Source organism: Acidisoma sp. C75, assembly GCF_054665095.1.
This window is the reverse complement of the sequence record NZ_BAAFHD010000003.1, coordinates 159,477-178,966: the sequence shown is the minus strand read 5'-3', so window position 1 is coordinate 178,966 and position 19,490 is coordinate 159,477. Positions and strand designations below refer to the sequence as shown.

The following is a 19,490-nucleotide window of genomic DNA, read 5'->3' as shown; positions in this document are numbered from 1 at the left end:
GGCCAGCCGCCGGTTTCGGCGGCGGATCGCGCGGGCCGCCGGCGTGCATATCCTGGCGGTATGCGCCCGCCCCCCGCACATCATCCATCATGAACTGCACTGGAGGAGAATCATGCACGCACATCATGCAGTCGGCCAAGCGGCGCCATCGGCGAATTTGCAGGCCGGATTGTCCGCCGCGCTGCGGGCCGGGTTGACGGCAGGCATTGCCACCGGGGTGATCGTTCTCGTCCCCGTTCTCATCCTGCAGGCAGCGCGCGGCATCGGCGTCGTGCCGGAAATGCAGCTCGCGGCCAGCAGCCTGATCGGACTGGCCGCCTATGCGGGCGCCCTCGGCTTCCTGCTTGGCACGGCGCTTCACTTCTTCGTCGCCATCGTGCCAGCGCTCGCCTATGCGCTGATCGTCTGGCGTCTGCCGGCGGTGGGCCGCTGGGCGTGGATCGGCGGCCCGGTCCTCGGGCTTATCGTGTTTTTCTTCATGGGCTTCGTCGTGTTGCCCCTGAGCGCCTTTGCCACGCCCGCGTCTGTGACACCCATGCCGTTCCTCGGCGCCCTCCTGATCCACATCTTCGGCCTCGGTCTGCCGATCGCGCTGATCATTCGCGCGCGGATGCCGGCGCAGTGAGAGCAGGAGGGCCGCGAGCCGTTTCACGCTGACAGGGCGCGCGATCGACGAATAACGCTCAGGCCGGCCGCCGCGCGATCTCGCGCTCAGGGGTGGTGGCATCCGGCCAGCGCAGCCAGTCGATCAAGGCCCGCAAGGCCGGCGTGACTTGCCGGCTCGGGTAGAATAGATGGCAGCCGGGAAAGGGGCGGCACCAGCCGTCGAGCACCTGAACCAGCCGCCCGGCTGCCAGATCCTCCGCCACATCCTCCTCAATCATGTAGCCGAGGCCGACGGGGTCGCGCGGACTTCGATCCAAGGGCTCTCGGCCGTCCGCGTGTCAGCGCCGAGCGGTCTCGTCTATGCGATCTCCCGGCCGCTCATTTGCCTCGTGCTGCAGGGGAGCAAGGACGTCACGATGGGCGCGCAAACCCTTCGTTTCTCTGCAGGGGATTCGCTCCTGATCACCGCAGACGTTCCAACGGTCAGCAAGATCACCCGTGCGAGCATCGCCACACCCTATCTCTCGCTCGTTCTGGAGCTTGATCCGGCAGTCATCGCGGAGCTTGCCGTGGAGATGAAAGTGGTGCTCGTTGCAGACCACGCGCCGGTTCGGGTCGATTCTACCGCCGTGGAGGTCATCGACGCCGCGCTGAGGTTGATACGCTTGCTCGATCGCCCTGCCACGGTGCCGATACTGCAGGCCCAGTTGGTCCGCGAGATGCATTATTGGCTGCTGGCCGGCCGGCATGGCACGGCAATCCGTCGCCTGGGATGGCCGGAGAGCCATGTACGGCGTGTCGCCTGCGCGGTCGCTCTCTTGCGCGCCGAGTTTGCCAAGCCTTTGCCGATCGTGCGTCTGGCCGCGGCCGCCGGGATGAGTCCGTCGACGTTCCACGAACACTTCCGCGCCGTCACCTCGCTTTCGCCGCGGCAATTCCAGAAGCAGCTGCGCCTGATCGAAGCGCGCCGGTTGATGCTCTCGGAGGGTGCTTCGGCGGGCAGCGCGGCCCTCGAGGTTGGGTACGAAAGCGTGCAGCAGTTCACCCGGGAGTACGGCCGCATGTTCGGGCTGCCGCCGCTGCGGGATATTGCATTGGCAAAACGCCAGACGAGCGCAGCGGTTTGACCGCGCCGCCGCGGATGCAGGCAGTGCGACAGCCGATCCGCCGGCGATATGCCTTTTCGGGTATCGATCGCGGCGTCAGCGCAGTGTCCTGCCGGCCGGATCCTGATGCGCCGCTCTCTATTTTTTCGCGCGATCGTAAGAGGATCGGCTCGCTTCGATGCGAGGCCAATTGTCCTTGATCCAAAGGGTAAATCCTTCGAGCGCAGGCAGCATGCTGGCGCCCAATGCACTTAACTCATATTCCACGCGCGGCGGCACTTCCGGAAAATAATACCGCAGCAAGAGACCATCCCGTTCGAGATTGCGCAGAGTGATCGTCAACATCCGCTGAGAAATTCCCTCTATCCCGTTCCTGAGCGCCGAAAAGCGCAGCCGCTGCCCGCTCGAGACGGCCAGATGCGATATGACCAGGATCGTCCATTTGTCGCCAAGCCGTGCAAGCGCCCCATGGGGAGCGCATGGCCTGAAGCGCGGGCCATCCTCCGTTTCCTCATAGGGTCGGCCATGTATCGTCTTTTCCAAGGGTAACATCCCTGTGCCTGAAGAAGGAGAATGTGCCGTCTTTCGCCGGATTTGCCGGGGACTATATACCTGGCCCTTAGCCATAGACGAGGTTGTCATGTCCTATGAAAAGCGGCCGATCCTAGTTCTCGGCGCCACCGGCCAGCAAGGCGGCTCGGTGGCGGCGGCACTTCTCAAGGCGGGCTGGCCGGTTCGGGCCTTGGTTCGCGATCCCCTTTCGCCGAAAGCCTTGGCCCTTCGGGACGCCGGTGTCGCGGTGCTGCGCGGCGATCTCGGCAATCCCGAGGATGTCCGCGCGGCCATGCAAGGCGCGCATGGTGTCTTCAGCGTGCAGACCAGTTCGCCCAGCGGTGAAATCAGTGACGAAGACGAGGTTCGCTACGGCATCACGGTCGCCGATATGGCGGTGCGCAGCGAGATCGCGCATCTCGTCTACAGTTCCGGCGCGGGAGTCGGCCAGGTGCCCACGGGCGTCGGCCACTTCGACAGCAAGGCGCGCATCGAAGCGCATATCGCGAGATTGCCGATCACAGCCACCGTCATTCGTCCGGTGACCTTTATGGAACTCTTGATGATGCCGGGGCTGGGTCTGGATGAAGGGCGCTTCACATTCTTCGTCGGGCCGGATCAGTCGATGCAGCTGCTGGCGGTCGATGACATCGGCAAGTTTGTTGCCGCAATCTTTTCCGATCGCGAGCGGTTCGCCGGGCAGACGCTGGAAATCGCCAGCGACAGCGTGACCGGGCGAGAGATCGAAGCCCTCTTCTCCGAGGCGGCGGGCAGACCCATCCCCTATGCGCGTTTTCCGGATGAGGTTTTGTTGAGCAATCCTCTGTTTGGCAAGCTCGCCGCACTCGTGGATGACGGTCGCCTCGCCGGCAAGGCGGACCTCGCAGCTTTGCATCGCATCAACCCGGAGATCCTGAGCTTCAGGTCCTGGCTCGCGGGCCCGGGGCGAAAGGCTTTCGATCAGGCTCTCAGCCCAGCCGACGCTGGCGAGGATAAGGAGGGCTGACGCCCACGCTCTGCTTCCGGGCGCACGCGCTCCCCTCCGTTGGCATCACGCCGTGCCTCGCGCGGGCGCCCAAATAGACAGTTATCTTTACAGGTCACCTGTATATCTGCTAGCGATCTCCTATGGTGAGCGCAGCGGATAAGCAGAAAGTCATCCAGGCGTCGGTTTTGGCCCAGGATCTCCGGGCTTTGCTCGGCAAGCTGAAGCGCCGGCTGCGCGAACAGGCGCCAGCGGGGGATCTCACGCCCTCGCAGATTTCCGTGCTCCTTCGCCTGGAGAAGGATGGCCCCGCCACAGCATCCGGACTTGCCCGAGCCGAGGGGATGCGGCCCCAGTCGATAGCGCCGGTCATCTCCGTCCTGGAGGAGATGGGCCTGGTGTGCGGGGCGCCTGATCCAAAAGACGGACGCCAGACCATTCTGTCGCTGACCGACACCTGCCGGACATGGATCGCGCAAGGCCGCGCCGCACGGCAGGACTGGTTGACCCGCGCCCTGCAGACAAGGCTTTCCCCGCAGGAGCAGGAGAAGCTCGCGGAGGCTGTGGAATTGCTCAAGCAACTCGTTGACGATTGACGCGGCCTCTCCGTCTCACCTCTGCCGAACGATCCGCACTGCGGGAGGAGGCTTCATGTCGCTCAGCACGCTCGATCAAAATGTCGCACTGATCATCATCGACCTGCAGAAGGGCATCGTCGGCCGGCCCGGCATTCATGCCATCGGCGATGTCATCAAACACACGCGCGCGCTTGCCGATGCGTTTCGCGCGCGAGCCCTGCCGGTCGTCCTCGTCAACGTCGCCGGCGGCGCGCCGGGACGGACCGAACAGCCCCGACGTCATAGCGAGCCTCTCCCGGAAGGCTGGACCGCGTTTATCGATGAGTTGAACGAGCAACCCAGTGACATCGTCGTCACCAAGCGGAGCTGGGGCGCGTTCGCGACCACCGATCTCGACGCTCAGTTGAGGGCGCGCGGCGTCACCCAGGTGGTGATCGCGGGTGTGGCAACTGGAACCGGCGTCGAGGCGACGGCGCGACAAGCCTATGAGCAAGGCTTTAACGTCACCTTGGCCATCGACGCCATGACCGACATGCGCCCCGAGGCCCATGAGTACAGCATCAGGACCGTGTTCCCGCGGCTCGGCGAAACCGGCACGACCCAGGCGATCCTCGACCTTCTCTCCAAAAGGAGCCAGTAACTTGCCGTGGTTCTCTCTCATCTCTTACTTCCTGGGCGGCGCCTTCCTGGCGAACGCGGTGCCCCATCTCGTCAGCGGCATGATGGGCCGGCCGTTTCAGAGCCCCTTCGCTCAGCCGCCAGGACAAGGGCTTTCCTCCTCGACCGTCAATGTGCTCTGGGGCTTTTTCAATCTCTGCCTCGGCTATGTCCTGCTCGGCCGCATCGGTGACTTTGTGTGGCGCAACACGGCCGATGTGTTTGCATGCGGCGCGGGCGCGTTTCTGATCGCGCTATTCGCTGCCCGGCATTTTGGCCGCTTCCACGGCGGCCATCAGCCCGGACATTCATGAGAAGCCCCTTCACGGGCGTCTTCCGCTCGCTGCGCGGGTTCAATTATCGGCTCTGGGCGGCAGGCGCCGTCATCTCCAATATCGGCACCTGGGTACAGCGCACGGCCCAGGACTGGCTGGTTTTCACCCAGCTCACCCATCACGACGCCTCGGCCCTTGGCCTGGTCATGGCCCTGCAATTCGGGCCGCAGCTTCTTCTCTTGCCCTGGACCGGCTTCGCCGCCGATCATTTCAATCAGCGGAAGCTGCTCATCGCCACGCAGGCGACGATGGGCGCCCTTGCTCTTGCACTCGGAGCGTTGACGGTAACCGGCGCCGTCCGGCTCTGGCATGTCTGCGTTTTCGCCTTCCTGTTCGGCAGCGCCGCTGCCTTCGATGCGCCGGTGCGCCAGACCTTTGTCGGTGAACTGGTAGGCGATGACGACTTGCACAATGCGGTGGCCCTCAATTCGACCTCGTTCAACGCCGCACGGATGATCGGCCCTGCCGTCTCAGGCGTCATCATCGCAGGAATCGGAACCGGCTGGGCCTTTCTGATCAATGGAGCATCCTTCGCCGCCGTGCTGATCTCGCTTGGCTTCCTGCGCCTCGCGGAGCTTCGCCCGAATGCGCGGGCAAACCGCGCCCGCGGCAGTTTCACGGAGGGATTTCGCTACGTCTGGCGGCGACGGGATCTGCGGGCGGTCCTCGTCATGCTGTTCCTGATCGGAACCTTCGGCCTGAACTTTCCGATTTTCGTCGCGACCATGGCGGTCGGCATCTTTCACGCCAATGCCCGCAGCTTCGGCTTGCTATCCTCGATCATGGCGATTGGCACGATGGCGGGCGCGGTCTTGGGCGCGGGCCGCAGCAAGCCGCATCCGAACCTGCTCTTGCTGGGAGCGGGTGTCTTCGGGCTCGGCTGCATGCTGGCGGCGATGGCGCCGGGCTACTGGTTCTTCGCCGGCACGCTCGTCCTGATCGGCGTCGCGACCCTCACCTTCACCAATACCACGAACAGCCTCATGCAGCTTTCGACCGAGCCCGCCATGCGAGGAAGGGTGATGGCCCTGCGGGTGGCCGTGGCCCTCGGCGGCACGCCGATCGGCGCGCCCATCATCGGCTGGGTGGCGAACCATTGCGGGCCACGCTGGGCACTTGGCATCGGCGCCGCGTCGGGCTTCGCGGCGGCCGTGGTGGGGCTTCGTGCCTTCGCTCATCGAGGAGCGTGGCAACTGCCGCCGATCTCCCATCCCTCCGCACCGAAGGACGATAGCTGAGAGCGCCGCGCGGGGTGGCCCCGGGGTAGCGACGTCACCCGCGGCGGCATGGCCCGCCCGCCTGCCGCGCGTCGATCACAGCTGGACCCGGATTACCGCCGGAGGAAGGCGAGGAAGCGGCGCTCCGCCCGGCGGAAGATGAAGATGAGCGTGAAGGAAATGCAGAGGTAGAGCGCGGCCGCGATGCCGAAGGACCAGAAGGGCTCGTAGGAGGCCGAGTTCGCGTCATTCGCGACCTTCAGGATGTCCGGCACCGTCGCGGTGAAGGCGAGCGTCGTCGAATGCAGCATGAGGATGACCTCGTTGCTGTACATGGGCAGCGCCCGCCGTAGCGCGCCGGGGATGATGATGCGGCGGTAGAGGGTGAAGCGGCTCATGCCGATCGCCCGTGCCGCCTCGATCTCGCCATGCGGCATGTCGCGCATCGCGCCGGCGAAGATCTGGGTTGTATAGGCACCGGTATTGAGCCCGAAGGCGAGGATGGTGCAGTTGATCCCCTGGCGGAAGAAGGCGTTGAGGAAGGCCGTGTGCTGGACGATGCTGAGGCTGTACACGCCCGTGTAGATGATGAGCAGCTGCACGTAGAGCGGCGTGCCGGTAAAGACGAAGACATAGGTCCAGACCGGGCCGCGGATGAAGGGGCTGCGCGCATTCCGCGCGATCGCCAGCGGCACGGCGAGGCAGAAGCCGATAACGAGCGAGATGGCGAGCAGCCAGAGCGTCATCGCCACACCCGTCATGGTGTAGCCGTCGGTATAGAGGTAGGCGCGCCAATATTGCTGGAGGATTTCGATCATGAGGTCGCCCTCCGCACGCCGATCGCGTAGCGCCGTTCGAGCATGACGAGCACCGCGTTGGAAACGGTCGTCAGCAGCAGATAGATCACCGCCGCCAGCACGGAGAAGAAGAAGGCGCGGAAGGTCGCCTTACCGGCATCCTGCGTCGCCTTGATGACATCGGAAAGCCCGATGATGGAGACGAGCGCCGTCGCCTTCAGGATCACCTGCCAGTTGTTGTTGAGGCCGGGCAGCGCAAAACGCATCATCTGCGGAAAGAGGATGCGGCGAAAGGCGTGGAAGCGCCGCATGCCAAAGGCGCGGGCCGCCTCCATCTGGCCATGCGGCACGGCGAGAAAGGCGCCGCGGAAGGTCTCGGTAAAATAGGCGCCATAGATAAAGCCGAGAGTGATGACGCCGCTGGTAAAGGGATCGAGGTTGAACTGCGCGAGGCCGAGCGCGTCCGTCAGGTCATTCAGCCAGATCTGCAGGCTGTAGAAGAGCAGCAGCATGAGCACGAGATCGGGCACGCCGCGGATGATCGTGGTATAGACCGTCGCGACCCCCCGCGCGATCGGGCTGCGAGACAGTTTCGCCGAGGCGCCGAGCAGGCCGAGGAGGAAGGAGACAAGCAGGGTCAGCAGCGAGAGTTCGATCGTCGTCAGCGTGCCGGCGATGATCGCCGGGCCGTAGCCCGCCAGTTTGAACATGCAATTTCCCCGGATCGCCGCAGGCGGAAGCGAGAGCGGCTGCCCTCCCCGCCGGGGAAGGCAGCCTGATCATGGCGACCGGCCGTTACTGGTTGTTGGCGGCGGCGTTATAGATGCTGAAGGGGAAATACTGCGCCTGGAGCTTGTCGTACGTGCCGTTCTTGTGGATGGCGGCGATCGCCTCGTTGATCTTGGCGAGCAGCGCCTGCTCATTCTTGCGCACGCCGATCGCGACATAGGAGCCGAGCACGTCCTTCGGATCTTGCGCCGCGGTGATATCGGCGACGAGGGCGTAATCCTTGCCCTTCGGCGTCTTCAGGAAGCCGTATTCGGCCTCGACGGAATCCTGCAGCGAAGCGTCGAGCCGTCCGGAGAGCAGATCGGCATAGACCTGATCCTGGCCGGGATAGGAGACGACCTTCACGCCATGCGGCTTCCAATAGGCGTTGGCATAGGATTCCTGGATGGTCCCGGCTTCGACGCCGACCGTCTTGCCCTTGAGGCTGGCAACCGTCGCCTGGATGCCCGAGCCCTTCTTGGCGATCAGGCTGGTTGGCTCGTCATACATCTGGGAGGAAAAGGCGACTGCCTTTTCGCGCTCCGGCGTCTTGGACATGGAGGAGAGGATGGCATCGAACTTGCGCGCTTCGAGGGCGGGGATGATGCCGCTGAAGGTCTGCGAAACGAAGACGCATTTGACCTTCAGATAGGCACAGATCGCCTTGCCGAGGTCGATGTCGAAACCCTGCATCTGCCCGGAGGGCGCGAGGCTCTCGAAGGGCGGATAGGTTGCGTCCACGCCGAACTTGATTTCGGTCAGCGGCTTGGCCTGGGCCGCCGCACCCATGCCGACGAACAGGGTTGCCGCGAGAAAGCCGGCGGCGAAAAGCTTCTTCATTCCATCATCTCCCTTAAGGATCTTGCCGAACCCGGCGCCTGGAGCCCGCACGGCAAACGCCGTCGATAAGCAGGTCGCCCGCAATATGCAATCCACGCGCCATTCATCTGCAAATCGTCAACAGGTCGCACCCAGCCCCCGCCCTCTGCGCAGCCTTCTGCACCCAATCCCCATGCAATCGCCGTGCAAGCCGCCCCGTCACCAAAACGCGAGCCGGGCACAGCCTAGCTCTGCCGATCGGCTAGGACAAACGGGTTTTTTCCGCGCTTCTGACGGGAGAGAAAAATTTTGTGCAAAGCCACGGCGAATACGCTGCCGGCCGCGAACCGCTTGACAGCGCCTGCGCGTTGCGCGGATCAATCGCGATCTTCCACAGGGCCAGCGAGCGAGGACGAGCGGTGCAGGTAGAGACGAGGACTGCGCGGCCCGTGGGCGCCGCCGAGGCGCTCAGCGTCGTCGAGATGCATAAGAGCTTCGGACCGCACGCGGTGCTGAAGGGCGTCTCCCTCACCGCCCATGAGCATGACGTGATCGCGATTCTCGGCAGCAGCGGCTCCGGCAAAAGTACGTTCCTGCGCTGCATCAACCTGCTCGAAATGCCCGATTCGGGAGATGTGCGAGTGCGGGGCGAGCTGATCACCATGAAGCCGCGCCGCGGCGGCGGGCAGGAGCCGGCGGACCCCCGCCAGGTGGAGCGCATCCGCCGCCAGCTCGGCATGGTGTTTCAGCAGTTCAACCTCTGGAGCCATATGACGGTTCTGCAGAACCTCATCGAGGCGCCGATGCACGTGCTCGGCCTCGGCCGCACGGAGGCGACCGAGCAGGCGGAAGCCATGCTCGCCAAGGTCGGCCTCACCGCCAAGCGCGATGCCTATCCGATCCAGCTTTCCGGCGGCCAGCAGCAGCGCGTCGGCATCGCCCGCGCGCTCTGCATGGACCCCGCCGTGCTGCTCTTCGACGAGCCGACTTCGGCGCTCGACCCCGAACTGGTCGGCGAGGTGCTCAGCGTGATGCGCGATCTGGCGGCCGAGGGTCGCACCATGCTGGTGGTGACGCATGAAATGGCCTTCGCCCGCCAGGTGGCGAGCCATGTGCTCTTTCTGCACCAGGGCCGGGTGGAGGAGGAAGGCACGCCCGAAGAGGTCTTTCTGCATCCGAAATCGGAACGCTGCCGGCAGTTCCTCTCCCGCCTGCACGCCTGAACGCGCGGCTCAGCGCAGGCGCTGGCTGTCGAAAGCGGCTGTGACATCCGAAAGCCCCGAGCGCCCGGCGGCGATATCCTCAAGCGCGAGCAGGGTATAGACGGCATCGAAGACGAGAAGTTGGGCGATGCGGCCGGAAAGCTCGTCGGTCGGCAGGTCGGTCTGCCGGCTCGGCGTGATGATCAGAAGATCGGCGACCGCCGCGATCGGCGATGCCGCATCCCGCGTGAGGGCGATCACCGTCGCGCCCCGGGCGCGGCCACGGCCGAGCGCGGTCACCACCGTTTCCGTCCGCCCGGTATGGCTGATGCCGATCAGGACATGGCCCGGCCGGGCGGCGGCGGCGGCGATCGTCATCATATCGCCATCGCCTTGCGCGGCCGCGGCAAGGCCGAGCTTGCCGAGCTTGTGGCAGAGGTCCGCCGCGACGGTTGCGCTGCCGCCGATACCGAAGGCGCTGATCCGCGTGGCGCCGCGCAGCAGCCGGCCGATGGCGGCGATCTGCCGCGCGTCGATCATCGCCGCGGTTTCCCGCAGCACCGCGGCATAGGCGGCAGCCGTGCGGGCGAGCGCGCGGCTCGCCGCATCGCCGCCCGCCAGCGCCTCCTGCTCCTCCAGCGCCGCCGCCGGCCGGCGGGCCGCCTCCGCCACCAGCGCGAGCTTGAGCGCCTGGAAACTGGCGAAGCCGAGATGGCGGCACATGCGCGTCACCGTCGCCGGGCTCACCGCCGCGCGGTCGGCCAGGGCGGCGATGCTGAGCGTCGCCGGGCGGTCGGCCTCCGCCAGCAGCGCGGCACAGGCCCGGTCCTCCGCCTCCGACAAACCGCCGCGATGGCGCCCGATCCGCGCGAGCGCGCCCGAGAGGTCGGCCGGCGCCTTCTGCTCCATGGATCGGCCCTCCCTATCGCGCCATCCCGCCGTTTCGCCCCGCTTTGTCAACCAGATTTCGCGCGAGCCCCGGGAAGACGACGCGCCTGCGGCTCAGGCACGGCCGGCTTCTCTTCGCCATCGGCAAATACACGATCTTCGGCCTCCTGCTGCTCAACATGGTGATCTTCTTCGCCATGAGTTCCCTGAACAAAACGATCGATTCCTTCGGCTGGCTCATCCTGCTCGGGGTCTTCGAATACGAGTCGATGACGCTCGGCGCCGCCTATGGCCGGTGGGAGAAGCGCTTGCTCGTGCTCGCTCAGCTCGCGGGCTATGGTCTCGCGATCCAGGCGGCGGTCGGCTACGGGCTGACGGGCGTCTGGCTCGAACTCGCCAATGCCGTGCTGTGGCTCGCCGTCTGCTGCACCCTCGCCTATGATCTCTACGTGCCGGGGGAATTCGGAGGGCGCGAATGGCATATCCGCACCGCGATCAAGACGCTGCTTTATGCCGGGCTCATCGCCTGCGCCCTTGGCTGGGCGCTCAGGCGGGAATGGCTCGATCTGCTGGACGCGACGCTCTGGCTGCTCTGCTTCGGCCTCGTCGAGCGCAATATCCTCGCTTTCGAGGAAGGCGAGGCGCGCCCCTCGGCCGCTGCACGCTGAGCCGATGAGCGGCGCGAACCCGCCCCGCCGCTGCGCCTGGGCGGAGGGCGACCCGCTGATGGCCGCCTATCACGATGCGGAATGGGGCCGCCCCCTGCGGGATAGCCGGATGCTGTGGGAGATGCTGATGCTGGAAGGCTTCCAGGCCGGCCTCTCCTGGCGCACCATCCTCGCCCGTCGGGAGGGCTTCCGCGCCGCCTTCGCGGGCTTCGTGCCGGAGGTGGTGGCGGCCTTCGGCCCGGCCGATATCGCGCGGCTGATGGCCGATCCCGGCATCATCCGGGCGCGCGCCAAGATCGAGGCGACGATCGGCGGCGCCCGCGCCTATCTCGCCATGCGCGAGCGGGGCGAGGATTTCGCGGCATTCGCCTGGGGCTTCACTGCCGGCCAGCCGATCCGCGGCGATGGCATCACGCTCGCCGCCGAAACCCCGCTCTCGCGCGAGGTTTCCAAGGCGCTCAAGGCGCGGGGCTTCAAATTCGTCGGCCCCGTCATCGTCCATGCCTGGATGCAGGCGGTGGGGCTGGTGGATGACCACGCCCTCGGCTGCTTCCGCCGCGACGGCTGAACGGGGCCGCGGCGCCGCGCTTCAGGAGAAACCGCTGACCGCGTGCGGCACGTAGGGCGCCTCCAGCCGGGCGATTTCCTCTGCCGTCAGGTCGAGATCGACCGCCGCCACCGCATCCGCGAGATGCTGCGGCTTGGTGGCACCGATGATCGGCGCGGTGATGCCGGGCTTGGCGAGCGCCCAGCCGAGCGCGATCTGCGCCCGCGGCAGGCCGCGCGCCTGCGCCACATCCCGCACCGCTTCCACCACGGCACGATCGGCCTCGGCGGTTTTGGCATAGAGCGTCTTGCCGAATTCGTCGGTCTCGGACCGGGCGGTCTGCTCGTCCCAATCCCGTGTCAGCCGCCCGCGGGCGAGCGGGCTCCAGGGAATGACTCCGATGCCCTCCTGCCGGCAGAGCGGCAGCATCTCCCGCTCCTCCTCGCGATAAAGCAGGTTCACGTAGTTCTGCATGCTGACGAAGCGGGCCCAGCCATGCGCGTCCGAAACCGCCAGCGCCTGAGCGAATTGCCACGCATACATCGATGAGGCGCCGATATAGAGCGCCTTGCCGGCGCGCACCACGTCGTTCAGCGCTTCCAGCGTCTCCTCGATCGGCGTTTCATAATCCCAGCGATGGATCTGGTAGAGATCGACGTAATCGGTGCCGAGGCGGCGGAGGCTGGCATCGATCTCGGTCATGATCGCGCGGCGGGAAAGCCCCGCCCCGTTCGGCCCCGGCCGCATGCGGCCATGCACCTTGGTCGCGATCACCACCTCCTCGCGCCGGGAGAAATCCTTGAGCGCGCGGCCGAGGATCTCCTCGCTCGTGCCGTCCGAATAGACATTGGCGGTGTCGAAGAAGTTGATGCCGGCTTCCAGCGCCTGGGAGATGAAGGGGCGGCTCTGCTCCTCCGGCAAGGTCCAGGCATGGTTGCCGCGCTCGGGCACGCCGTAGCTCATGCAGCCGAGACAGATGCGGGAAACTTCGAGCCCCGTGCGCCCAAGCCTGACGTATTTCATGCTCTCTCCCCCTGCGGCCCGATGATGCGGCGCGCGAAACATGGCCGGGTGGCGGCGGGCTGCACACCTGCGCCGCGTTTATGTCTGTCATGCGGCGAAAGCACCCGGCGTCTTGCCTGTCGCTGGCGCGGCCGCGCTCAGCTCGGGATTCCGTGGTAGCGGAACTCCATCATCATGCCGGTCATCATGTGATAGAGGTTGTGGCAGTGGAAGGCCCAGCGGCCGGGATTGTCGGCGTCAAAGGCGATACGCACCCGCCCGGCCGGGCCCACCAGCACGGTATCGCGCACCGCCCCGGCAACCGGCCGGCCGTCGATCGCCAGCACCTGGAAGGCGTGGCCGTGCAGGTGCATCGGATGCGCCATGGCGGAGCGATTGACGAGGTCGAGCTGCACGCGGCTGCCGGCGCGCAGCATCAACGGCGGCACCTCTGGCCAGGTGGCCCCGTTCAGCGTCCAGCGATAGGGCTGCATGCTGCCATCGAGCAGGATGGTCGCGCGCAGGTCCGGCGGCCGCGGCGCCAGCGGGGCCGCCGCCGCCAGCAGCACTTCGAGCCGGTTATCCACCGGCGGGGCCGGCCGCGCCGCCATCGGCGCCGGGCGCGAGACCGTGGCGCCAGGGCTCGCGAGCAGGATGCCGGTGCGGCTGCGCGCGCCTTCCAGCTGGGCGAGGATAGGAAAGGCGCCGGCGCCCGGCAGGTCGATCAGCAGATCGAGGCGCTGGGCGATCGCCAGCGGCAGCGGGCCTGAAACGGCGAGCGGGCGGACCGGATGCCCATCCACCGCCACCACCTGCGCCGGCAGGCCACCGAGATCGAGCCAGAAGGCGCTGGAGGAGGCGCCGTTGATCGCCCGCAGGCGCAGCCGCCCCTTCGGCGCGACCCGCACCACCGCTGGATCGGCGAGCGTACGGTCATTGGCCAGGAAGGCATCGTAGTGGACATCGTTGAGATCCATCCCCGCCGCCATGCGCATGCCCTGCGGCGGGGGCGCGGGATTCGGCGTGGGCGCGGACATGCTGGGCATGCTGGGCATCCCGGGCATCCCCGGCGCCATGCCGCTTGCCATCCCCCCGGCCGGCGGCCTGCGCACGAGGTCGGCGAGGATCTCGGCCGGCGGGCGGAAGCTGAAATCATGCAGCATGAGCACGATCTCCTGCCGATCCTCCGGCTCCTCGGCCGCGCTGCGGACGATGAGCGGCGCGGCGAGCAGGCGCTGCTCCTGCATGCCCTGGTGGGAATGCATCCAGAAACTGCCTGGGATCGGCGCAAAATCGTAGGAGGCGGCGGCACCGGGAGCGAGCGGCGGGGTCTCCGGCCAGGGGAAGCCATCCTGCCGCCAGGGCGGCAGCTGCCCGTGCCAATGAACGATCGTGGGTTCCGTGAGGTGGTTCTCGAGGCTGACGGTGAATCGCTCGCCGGGTGCCAGCCTCAGACCGGGGGTGCCGTCCGCCTGGGCGAGGCCGAGCACCTTCGCCGCCCGGCCATTGACGGTGAGGATGCGGGATTCGGCGACGAGCCGGCGCGGCGCGCCCGCGGCACCAGGCGCGTCCGCCCTGGCGGCGAGCGGGCGGCTCGCGGCCAGCCCGGCCGCTAGGGTGCTGCCGAGCATGTGGCGACGGGACAGGCGCGGGGTCATGGCATACGGCTCCTCTGGGCGGCGGCCGGCACTCGCCGCCGAAGGGGTTCTAGACCTTCCCACGATGGGAAGGTCAATGGCGCAGCCTGGCGGCGTGCCGTTCTTCGCCCACTCCCCGCGCGTATCGCAGGCCCGCCGCCTGCCCGCGCCCTCTGGCGAAAGCCGCAAGTTACCACCCCGCCCGTCTTACGTTTTATTTATACATGTCATTTGTTATTCCTCCATATCAAAGAAAGAAATCTGTTTTCATCAGACGATGGCCAGATGAAAGCGGCTTTCTGCTTGACCGGGCGGCCGCCCGCCCCGATAAGCCGCGACGTTCGCACGATCGGGAGGAGTTTCCGCATGCCCAAGGCGCTGCATATCGATCCGGCGGTGACACGCCAGCCCGGCCAACTCGCCGTCGCCCCCATTCCGCTGCACGCCTATGCCACGCCCTTCGCCGCCGAACGCGCGGCGCTTGGCGATGCGGCGCTGCTCCGCATGCTGCGGGACATGATGCTGATCCGGGAATTCGAAACCATGCTCGCGGCCTTCAAGGGCCAGGGGGTCTATGCCGGCATCAAATACCTCTATGGCGGGCCGGCGCATCTCTCGATCGGCCAGGAGGCGGTGGCGGTCGGCTCGGCGGCCGCCCTTTCGCCCGAGGATCACGTCTTCGGCTCGCATCGCAGCCATGGCGAGTTCATCGCCAAAGGCTTGTCCGCCATCAGCCGGCTGTCGGCAGACGCGCTTGCCGCCATCATGGAGCAGGAAGGCGGCGGCCGGCTGCTCCGCACGCTCGATGGGCATATGCCGACGAACAGCATCACCGAACGCGCCGAGCAGTTCCTGCTCTTCGGCCTGTTGTCGGAAATCCTCATGCGCGGCAACGGCTTCAATGGCGGCATGGGAGGCAGCATGCATGCCTTCTTCCCGCCCTTCGGCATCTACCCGAACAACGCCATCGTCGGCGGCTCGGCCGCGATCGCCACGGGAGCCGCGCTTTACAAGAAGCTGCACGGGGCGGGCATCGCGGTCGCCAATATCGGCGATGGATCGACCGGCTGCGGCCCGGTGCTGGAAGCGATGAACCTCGCCGGCATGGGCCAGCTCACCAAGCTCTGGGATGCGGCGCATCGCGGTGGCCTGCCCGTGCTCTTCCTCTTTCACAACAACTTCTACGCCATGGGCGGCCAGACCAATGGCGAAACGGCCGCCTGGGATCGGCTCTCCCGCCTCGGCGCCGGCTTCAATGCCGAGAACATGCATGCCGAGACGGTGGATGGCACCAATCCGCTCGCCGTGCGGGATGCCGTGGTGCGCAAGCGCGATCTCCTGCTTGCCCGCCAGGGGCCCGCGCTGATCGACGCCGAATGCTACCGCTTCGTTGGCCATTCAACGACCGATGCCAGCGCCTACCGCACCAAGGAGGAGATCGAGGCCTGGCGCGGCGCCGACCCGATCACCGGTTTCGCGGCCTCCCTCAAGGCGGCTGGCCTGCTTACCGAGGATGCCGAGGCTGAGATGGCCGCCCACGTGCAGGAGATGGTGCGCGCCATCACCGCCCTCTCGGTCGATCCGGCAACCGCGCCGCCCATCGCCGTCGCGGAGGACCCGCTCATCGTCGGCCGGCTCATGTTCTCGAACGAGACGCGGAATCTGCCCGGCGGCGGAGAGCTTTCGGCCCCGGTGGAAACGTGCAGCCGCGTGATCCAACTCGCCAAGCGCAGCCGCGCCGGGCGCTCAGCCGAGGGCAAGAAGCTTTCGCCGATGGCCGCGATCACGATCCGCGACGCGCTCTTCGAGCCGATCCTGCACCATTTCCAGCACGATCCCCTGCTCATCGCCTATGGCGAGGAAAACCGCGAATGGGGCGGCGCCTTCGGCGTTTATCGCGGACTCTCCGAAGTGTTGCCCTATCATCGCCTGTTCAACGCGCCGATATCGGAAGCGGCGACTGTCGGCAGCGCCGTCGGCTACGCGCTTGCCGGCGGGCGCGTCATCGTCGAGCTGATGTATACGGATTTCATCGGCCGCGCGGGGGACGAGATCTTCAACCAGATGGCCAAATGGCAGGCGATGTCGGGCGGCGCTTTGCGCATGCCGCTCGTCCTCCGCTGCTCCATCGGCTCCAAATACGGCGCGCAGCACAGCCAGGACTGGACGGGGCTGGTCGCGCATATTCCCGGCCTCAAGGTCGTCTATCCGGCGACGCCTTATGACGCCAAGGGGCTGATGGCGGCGGCGCTGGCGGGGAGCGATCCGGTCGTCTTCTTCGAAAGCCAGCGGCTTTACGACACGACGGAGCTGTTCCGGCCCGACGGCGTGCCGGCGGAGTATTACACGCTGCCGATCGGCACGCCGGATATCAAGCGCGCGGGCGGCGATGTCACCATCCTCACCATCGGGCCGTCGCTCTACAAGGCGATGGAGGCGGCGGAGGTGCTGGCAGCGGAAGCGGGCATCGCGGCCGAGATCATCGACGCCCGCAGCCTCGTGCCCTTCGACTATGCGCCCGTCCTCGCCTCGCTCGCCAAGACGGGGCGCATCCTGCTCGTCTCGGAAGCCTGCGAGCGCGGCAGCATGCTGATGACGCTCGCGGCCAATATCCAGCGCCTCGGCTTCGCCACGCTCCGCGCCCCGGTCCGGGTGCTGGGCGCGCCCAACTGGATCGTGCCGGGGGCGGACCTCGAAGCGAGCTATTTCCCCCAGGCGCATGACATCGTCGATGTCGTCTGCAACGAGCTGATCCCCGGCAAGAGCCGACCGGCGACGGGCGCGCGGGGATGGGATAGCCTCGAACTCGCCCGCATGGGGCTTTGAGAAAGGAAGACGCGCGTCATGGATGTTGAACTCGTCATGCCGGTGCTTGGTGTCGAAATCGAGGAAGGCCAGCTGCGCACCTGGGTGAAATCCGAAGGGGACGCGGTGGAGAAGGGCGAGGTCATCGCCGTCATCTCCACGCCGAAGCTCGACATGGATCTCGAAAGCCCGGCGAGCGGCACGCTCAAGACGATCGTGGTCGATGAGGAGGAGATCGCCCCGGTGGGCGCCGTGCTCGGCATCATCGCCGTGGACGATGGCGGCGATGCCTGAGATCGCGGTAGCCGGGGAGCGTCTCTCCTACCTCAAGGCCGCGCCGAAGGCCGGCGGGGCGGAGCGGACGATGCTGCTCGTCCACGGCTTCGCGGCCGACGCCCGTTCCTGGTCGCTCAACCAGCCGGCGCTTGCCGAAGCGGGGGCGAGGGTCTTCGCGATCGACCTGCCCGGCCATGGGCTGATCCCGGCCGAGGATGGCGCCGGGCTCGATCGGCTGGCCGCGATCGTGCTTGCGGCGGCGGCCGAACTCGGCGAAGGCCGGCCGGTCCATCTCGTCGGCCATTCCATGGGCGGCGCGATCGTGCTCGCCGCCGCGGCGCGGGCACCGGCAGAGGTGCGCGCGCTGACGCTGATCGCGCCGGCCGGCCTCGGCTCGGGGTTCGACCGCGGGTTCATCCAGGGGCTGCTCGCCGCCGAGGATGCCGAGGGCATGCGCGCCGCGCTCGCCCCGCTCGTCGCCAATCCGGCGATCCTCGGCCGGCAGATCGTCGAAGGCGTGCTCGCCGCGCGCCGCCGGCCGCACACTTATGCCGCCTGGCAGGCGATGGCGGCGACGGCTGAGGAGATCTGGGCGCGGCGGGTGGAGGCGGAGGCCGCGCTCGCCGCGCTGCCGATGCCGGCGCAAATTCTCTGGGGGGCGGCCGATACCGTGCTGGCCCCGCCCGCGGCGCCGCTGCCGGGCTATGCTTCCCTGCATCTCTTCCACGGCCTCGGCCATGTGCCGCATATGGAGGGGCTGCGACAGGTGATGCCGCTCATCACCGGGCTGGACGCGCGGTCCCGCTGACCGCGCGCCCTGCCCCGGCACGCTCGGCTCAGACGATATCCGCCGCTGCATCAGCCGGCACCGCGCCCTGCGCCAGGCAAGGGCTGTGAAACAGCGTGCCGCGCAGCACGCCGCGGAGGGTGCCGGCGGCGACGATCGCCCACAGCAGGGCGAGCAGGATGACGAAGCCGGTGCCGGCGAGGCTGAAGAGCAGCAGCCCCGTCTGGTGGGCAAGCGCGATCGTCGCCGCGCTATAGACGCCGAGGGGGAAGGTGAAGCCCCACCAGCCGAGGTTGAAGGGCATGCCCTCGCGCCGCAGGTAGCGCAGCGTCGTCAGCACGGCGAGCGCCAGCCACCAGAGGCCATAGCCCCAGAGCGCGACCCCGCCGATCAGGCCGATCCCCTGCGCCACCGGCCCCAGCATCGGCATCCCGATGGCCGCCGCCGCCCGTGGCGCATCGGCGCCCAGCAGCAGGAGGGCCAGCGCGCCGGTGCCGATCGGCCCGAGCGCGAGGCAGCCGGAGGCCGCCATGTCGCGATGCGGCAGCCGGTGCAGCACGAGGCGGAGGAAGAGCACCACCAGCACGCCCATCGCCAGCGGCACGGAATAGGCCCAGAGCGCGTAGCAGAGCAGCAGCAGGGTGAAGCCGAGATGCGCATCCCCGAGCAGGGGGATGATCTGCGCGCCGCTCGCCGCCGCGACCTCAGCCGCCACGATCGGCAGCAGCCACACCGCCGTCATGCGCTCCATCGCATGATCGTGGCGGGTGAACATCAGGAAGGGCACCAGAAGCCCGCAGGCGAGCGAGAGCGCCACATCGACCCACCAGAGCGGCAAGGCGATGCGGACCACCCAGCCCGCGCCGATCAGCGGCACCCCGAAGGCGACGAAGCCGTTGATGATGGTGGCGAGGCCCATCGGGATCGCCCCGAAGAACATCGACATCACAGAATGGCCGAAGATGCGCTTGGCGCCGCCGAAGAACAGCACCCAGCGCGCGGCGTAGAGCAGGCTGATAGCGAGGAAGAGCGCGATGTTGAAGAGCCAGAGCGCGATCGCCGCCTCATGCAGCGCCGGGATCGTGCCGCCCGCCAGATTGACGCAGAGCGCCAGGATGCCGGTGCCCATGGTGGCCGTGAACCAGTTGGGCGTGAACTGCCGCACCACTTCCAGCAGACCGGACCGGCGCTCCGCCCAGCGGGGCGGCGCGGCGGGGAAACTACTGGCAAGACTCGTCTCGGACATCGGGAAACCTCC

22 protein-coding genes are annotated in these 19,490 nt (G+C 67.2%); 13 read left to right on the top strand and 9 right to left on the bottom strand.

Annotation, left to right across the window (positions count from 1 at the left end):
- Nucleotides 1–169 precede the first annotated feature (169 nt).
- Complete coding sequence (locus tag ACYQ7X_RS05230; protein ID WP_459695800.1) at nt 170–625, top strand: hypothetical protein; 456 nt, start codon at nt 170–172, stop codon at nt 623–625.
- Between the two features lie 58 nt (nt 626–683).
- Here the strand turns inward: ACYQ7X_RS05230 and ACYQ7X_RS05225 are convergent, their stop codons facing one another.
- Nucleotides 684–923, bottom strand: coding sequence for a hypothetical protein (locus tag ACYQ7X_RS05225; RefSeq protein WP_459695799.1), 240 nt, complete (start codon nt 921–923; stop codon nt 684–686).
- A gap of 18 nt (nt 924–941) precedes the next feature.
- Between ACYQ7X_RS05225 and ACYQ7X_RS05220 the strand changes: the two genes are divergently transcribed.
- The gene (locus ACYQ7X_RS05220) at nt 942–1,733 is read left to right on the top strand and encodes an AraC family transcriptional regulator (RefSeq protein ID WP_459695798.1); all 792 of its coding nucleotides are present in this window, start codon (nt 942–944) and stop codon (nt 1,731–1,733) included.
- 117 nt (nt 1,734–1,850) lie between these two features.
- Here ACYQ7X_RS05220 and ACYQ7X_RS05215 read toward each other — a convergent pair whose 3' ends face one another.
- On the bottom strand, nt 1,851–2,255 hold the full coding sequence (locus ACYQ7X_RS05215; protein WP_459695797.1) for a winged helix-turn-helix transcriptional regulator: 405 nt from the start codon (nt 2,253–2,255) through the stop codon (nt 1,851–1,853).
- A 97-nt stretch (nt 2,256–2,352) separates the two neighbouring features.
- Between ACYQ7X_RS05215 and ACYQ7X_RS05210 the strand changes: the two genes are divergently transcribed.
- The 5 genes from ACYQ7X_RS05210 (at nt 2,353) to ACYQ7X_RS05190 (ending at nt 6,057) form a co-directional block, all read left to right on the top strand.
- Nucleotides 2,353–3,270 (top strand): NmrA/HSCARG family protein, encoded by a 918-nt coding sequence (locus ACYQ7X_RS05210; protein ID WP_459695796.1) that lies wholly within the window; start codon nt 2,353–2,355, stop codon nt 3,268–3,270.
- Nucleotides 3,271–3,392: 122 nt separating this feature from the next.
- Nucleotides 3,393–3,845 carry a MarR family winged helix-turn-helix transcriptional regulator gene (locus tag ACYQ7X_RS05205; protein WP_459695794.1) on the top strand — a complete coding sequence of 151 codons (453 nt, stop codon included), beginning with the start codon at nt 3,393–3,395 and terminating at the stop codon, nt 3,843–3,845.
- 55 nt (nt 3,846–3,900) lie between these two features.
- On the top strand, nt 3,901–4,467 hold the full coding sequence (locus ACYQ7X_RS05200; protein WP_459695793.1) for an isochorismatase family protein: 567 nt from the start codon (nt 3,901–3,903) through the stop codon (nt 4,465–4,467).
- Between the two features lies 1 nt (nt 4,468).
- Nucleotides 4,469–4,798: a hypothetical protein gene (locus tag ACYQ7X_RS05195; RefSeq protein WP_459695792.1), complete on the top strand. Its 330-nt coding sequence runs from the start codon at nt 4,469–4,471 to the stop codon at nt 4,796–4,798.
- Nucleotides 4,795–6,057 carry an MFS transporter gene (locus tag ACYQ7X_RS05190; protein ID WP_459695791.1) on the top strand — a complete coding sequence of 421 codons (1,263 nt, stop codon included), beginning with the start codon at nt 4,795–4,797 and terminating at the stop codon, nt 6,055–6,057. The genes ACYQ7X_RS05195 and ACYQ7X_RS05190 overlap by 4 nt, the downstream gene beginning before the upstream one ends.
- A gap of 92 nt (nt 6,058–6,149) precedes the next feature.
- Here ACYQ7X_RS05190 and ACYQ7X_RS05185 read toward each other — a convergent pair whose 3' ends face one another.
- The 3 genes from ACYQ7X_RS05185 to ACYQ7X_RS05175 all read right to left on the bottom strand — a co-directional run bounded on the left by ACYQ7X_RS05185 (nt 6,150) and on the right by ACYQ7X_RS05175 (nt 8,441).
- Nucleotides 6,150–6,854, bottom strand: coding sequence for an ABC transporter permease (locus ACYQ7X_RS05185; RefSeq protein ID WP_459695790.1), 705 nt, complete (start codon nt 6,852–6,854; stop codon nt 6,150–6,152).
- Nucleotides 6,851–7,543: an ABC transporter permease gene (locus ACYQ7X_RS05180; protein WP_459695789.1), complete on the bottom strand. Its 693-nt coding sequence runs from the start codon at nt 7,541–7,543 to the stop codon at nt 6,851–6,853. The genes ACYQ7X_RS05185 and ACYQ7X_RS05180 overlap by 4 nt, the downstream gene beginning before the upstream one ends.
- 85 nt (nt 7,544–7,628) lie before the next feature.
- Nucleotides 7,629–8,441, bottom strand: a complete 813-nt coding sequence (locus ACYQ7X_RS05175) for an ABC transporter substrate-binding protein (protein WP_459695788.1) — start codon at nt 8,439–8,441, stop codon at nt 7,629–7,631.
- Between the two features lie 428 nt (nt 8,442–8,869).
- Between ACYQ7X_RS05175 and ACYQ7X_RS05170 the strand changes: the two genes are divergently transcribed.
- Nucleotides 8,870–9,643 (top strand): ABC transporter ATP-binding protein, encoded by a 774-nt coding sequence (locus tag ACYQ7X_RS05170; protein ID WP_459695787.1) that lies wholly within the window; start codon nt 8,870–8,872, stop codon nt 9,641–9,643.
- 9 nt (nt 9,644–9,652) lie between these two features.
- On the opposite strand, the gene ACYQ7X_RS05165 is transcribed toward ACYQ7X_RS05170, so the two are convergent.
- Nucleotides 9,653–10,531 carry a MurR/RpiR family transcriptional regulator gene (locus ACYQ7X_RS05165; protein WP_459695786.1) on the bottom strand — a complete coding sequence of 293 codons (879 nt, stop codon included), beginning with the start codon at nt 10,529–10,531 and terminating at the stop codon, nt 9,653–9,655.
- A gap of 44 nt (nt 10,532–10,575) precedes the next feature.
- Between ACYQ7X_RS05165 and ACYQ7X_RS05160 the strand changes: the two genes are divergently transcribed.
- Both ACYQ7X_RS05160 and ACYQ7X_RS05155 read left to right on the top strand, forming a co-directional pair.
- The gene (locus ACYQ7X_RS05160; RefSeq protein ID WP_459695785.1) at nt 10,576–11,178 is read left to right on the top strand and encodes a hypothetical protein; all 603 of its coding nucleotides are present in this window, start codon (nt 10,576–10,578) and stop codon (nt 11,176–11,178) included.
- Between the two features lie 4 nt (nt 11,179–11,182).
- Complete coding sequence (locus ACYQ7X_RS05155; protein WP_459695784.1) at nt 11,183–11,746, top strand: DNA-3-methyladenine glycosylase I; 564 nt, start codon at nt 11,183–11,185, stop codon at nt 11,744–11,746.
- Nucleotides 11,747–11,767: 21 nt separating this feature from the next.
- On the opposite strand, the gene ACYQ7X_RS05150 is transcribed toward ACYQ7X_RS05155, so the two are convergent.
- A complete protein-coding gene (locus ACYQ7X_RS05150) occupies nt 11,768–12,748 on the bottom strand; it encodes an aldo/keto reductase (protein ID WP_459695783.1) in 981 nt (326 codons plus the stop codon).
- A gap of 137 nt (nt 12,749–12,885) precedes the next feature.
- The gene (locus ACYQ7X_RS05145) at nt 12,886–14,385 is read right to left on the bottom strand and encodes a multicopper oxidase family protein (protein WP_459695782.1); all 1,500 of its coding nucleotides are present in this window, start codon (nt 14,383–14,385) and stop codon (nt 12,886–12,888) included.
- A gap of 345 nt (nt 14,386–14,730) precedes the next feature.
- Here ACYQ7X_RS05145 and ACYQ7X_RS05140 point away from each other — a divergent pair, with 345 nt between their 5' ends.
- From ACYQ7X_RS05140 to ACYQ7X_RS05130, 3 genes are read left to right on the top strand one after another with little or no spacing between them, the layout of a single operon-like run.
- Nucleotides 14,731–17,190: an alpha-ketoacid dehydrogenase subunit alpha/beta gene (locus ACYQ7X_RS05140; protein WP_459695781.1), complete on the top strand. Its 2,460-nt coding sequence runs from the start codon at nt 14,731–14,733 to the stop codon at nt 17,188–17,190.
- 18 nt (nt 17,191–17,208) lie between these two features.
- Nucleotides 17,209–17,463: a biotin/lipoyl-containing protein gene (locus ACYQ7X_RS05135; RefSeq protein ID WP_459695780.1), complete on the top strand. Its 255-nt coding sequence runs from the start codon at nt 17,209–17,211 to the stop codon at nt 17,461–17,463.
- Nucleotides 17,456–18,253, top strand: coding sequence for an alpha/beta fold hydrolase (locus ACYQ7X_RS05130; RefSeq protein ID WP_459695779.1), 798 nt, complete (start codon nt 17,456–17,458; stop codon nt 18,251–18,253). The genes ACYQ7X_RS05135 and ACYQ7X_RS05130 overlap by 8 nt, the downstream gene beginning before the upstream one ends.
- Before the next feature lie 28 nt (nt 18,254–18,281).
- On the opposite strand, the gene ACYQ7X_RS05125 is transcribed toward ACYQ7X_RS05130, so the two are convergent.
- Entirely contained in the window at nt 18,282–19,478 is a 1,197-nt protein-coding gene (locus ACYQ7X_RS05125; RefSeq protein ID WP_459695778.1) for a TDT family transporter, read from the bottom strand.
- Between the last annotated feature and the right edge of the window lie 12 nt (nt 19,479–19,490).

Bases quoted from the DNA above. Each gene is read 5' to 3' on its own strand.
- ACYQ7X_RS05210 (WP_459695796.1), top strand. From the start codon at position 2,353: ATGTCCTATGAAAAGCGGCCGATCCTAGTTCTCGGCGCCACCGGCCAG.
- ACYQ7X_RS05205 (WP_459695794.1), top strand. From the start codon at position 3,393: ATGGTGAGCGCAGCGGATAAGCAGAAAGTCATCCAGGCGTCGGTTTTG.
- ACYQ7X_RS05200 (WP_459695793.1), top strand. From the start codon at position 3,901: ATGTCGCTCAGCACGCTCGATCAAAATGTCGCACTGATCATCATCGAC.
- ACYQ7X_RS05190 (WP_459695791.1), top strand. From the start codon at position 4,795: ATGAGAAGCCCCTTCACGGGCGTCTTCCGCTCGCTGCGCGGGTTCAAT.
- ACYQ7X_RS05185 (WP_459695790.1), bottom strand. From the start codon at position 6,854: ATGATCGAAATCCTCCAGCAATATTGGCGCGCCTACCTCTATACCGAC.
- ACYQ7X_RS05180 (WP_459695789.1), bottom strand. From the start codon at position 7,543: ATGTTCAAACTGGCGGGCTACGGCCCGGCGATCATCGCCGGCACGCTG.
- ACYQ7X_RS05175 (WP_459695788.1), bottom strand. From the start codon at position 8,441: ATGAAGAAGCTTTTCGCCGCCGGCTTTCTCGCGGCAACCCTGTTCGTC.
- ACYQ7X_RS05165 (WP_459695786.1), bottom strand. From the start codon at position 10,531: ATGGAGCAGAAGGCGCCGGCCGACCTCTCGGGCGCGCTCGCGCGGATC.
- ACYQ7X_RS05155 (WP_459695784.1), top strand. From the start codon at position 11,183: ATGAGCGGCGCGAACCCGCCCCGCCGCTGCGCCTGGGCGGAGGGCGAC.
- ACYQ7X_RS05150 (WP_459695783.1), bottom strand. From the start codon at position 12,748: ATGAAATACGTCAGGCTTGGGCGCACGGGGCTCGAAGTTTCCCGCATC.
- ACYQ7X_RS05145 (WP_459695782.1), bottom strand. From the start codon at position 14,385: ATGACCCCGCGCCTGTCCCGTCGCCACATGCTCGGCAGCACCCTAGCG.
- ACYQ7X_RS05140 (WP_459695781.1), top strand. From the start codon at position 14,731: ATGCCCAAGGCGCTGCATATCGATCCGGCGGTGACACGCCAGCCCGGC.
- ACYQ7X_RS05135 (WP_459695780.1), top strand. From the start codon at position 17,209: ATGGATGTTGAACTCGTCATGCCGGTGCTTGGTGTCGAAATCGAGGAA.
- ACYQ7X_RS05130 (WP_459695779.1), top strand. From the start codon at position 17,456: ATGCCTGAGATCGCGGTAGCCGGGGAGCGTCTCTCCTACCTCAAGGCC.
- ACYQ7X_RS05125 (WP_459695778.1), bottom strand. From the start codon at position 19,478: ATGTCCGAGACGAGTCTTGCCAGTAGTTTCCCCGCCGCGCCGCCCCGC.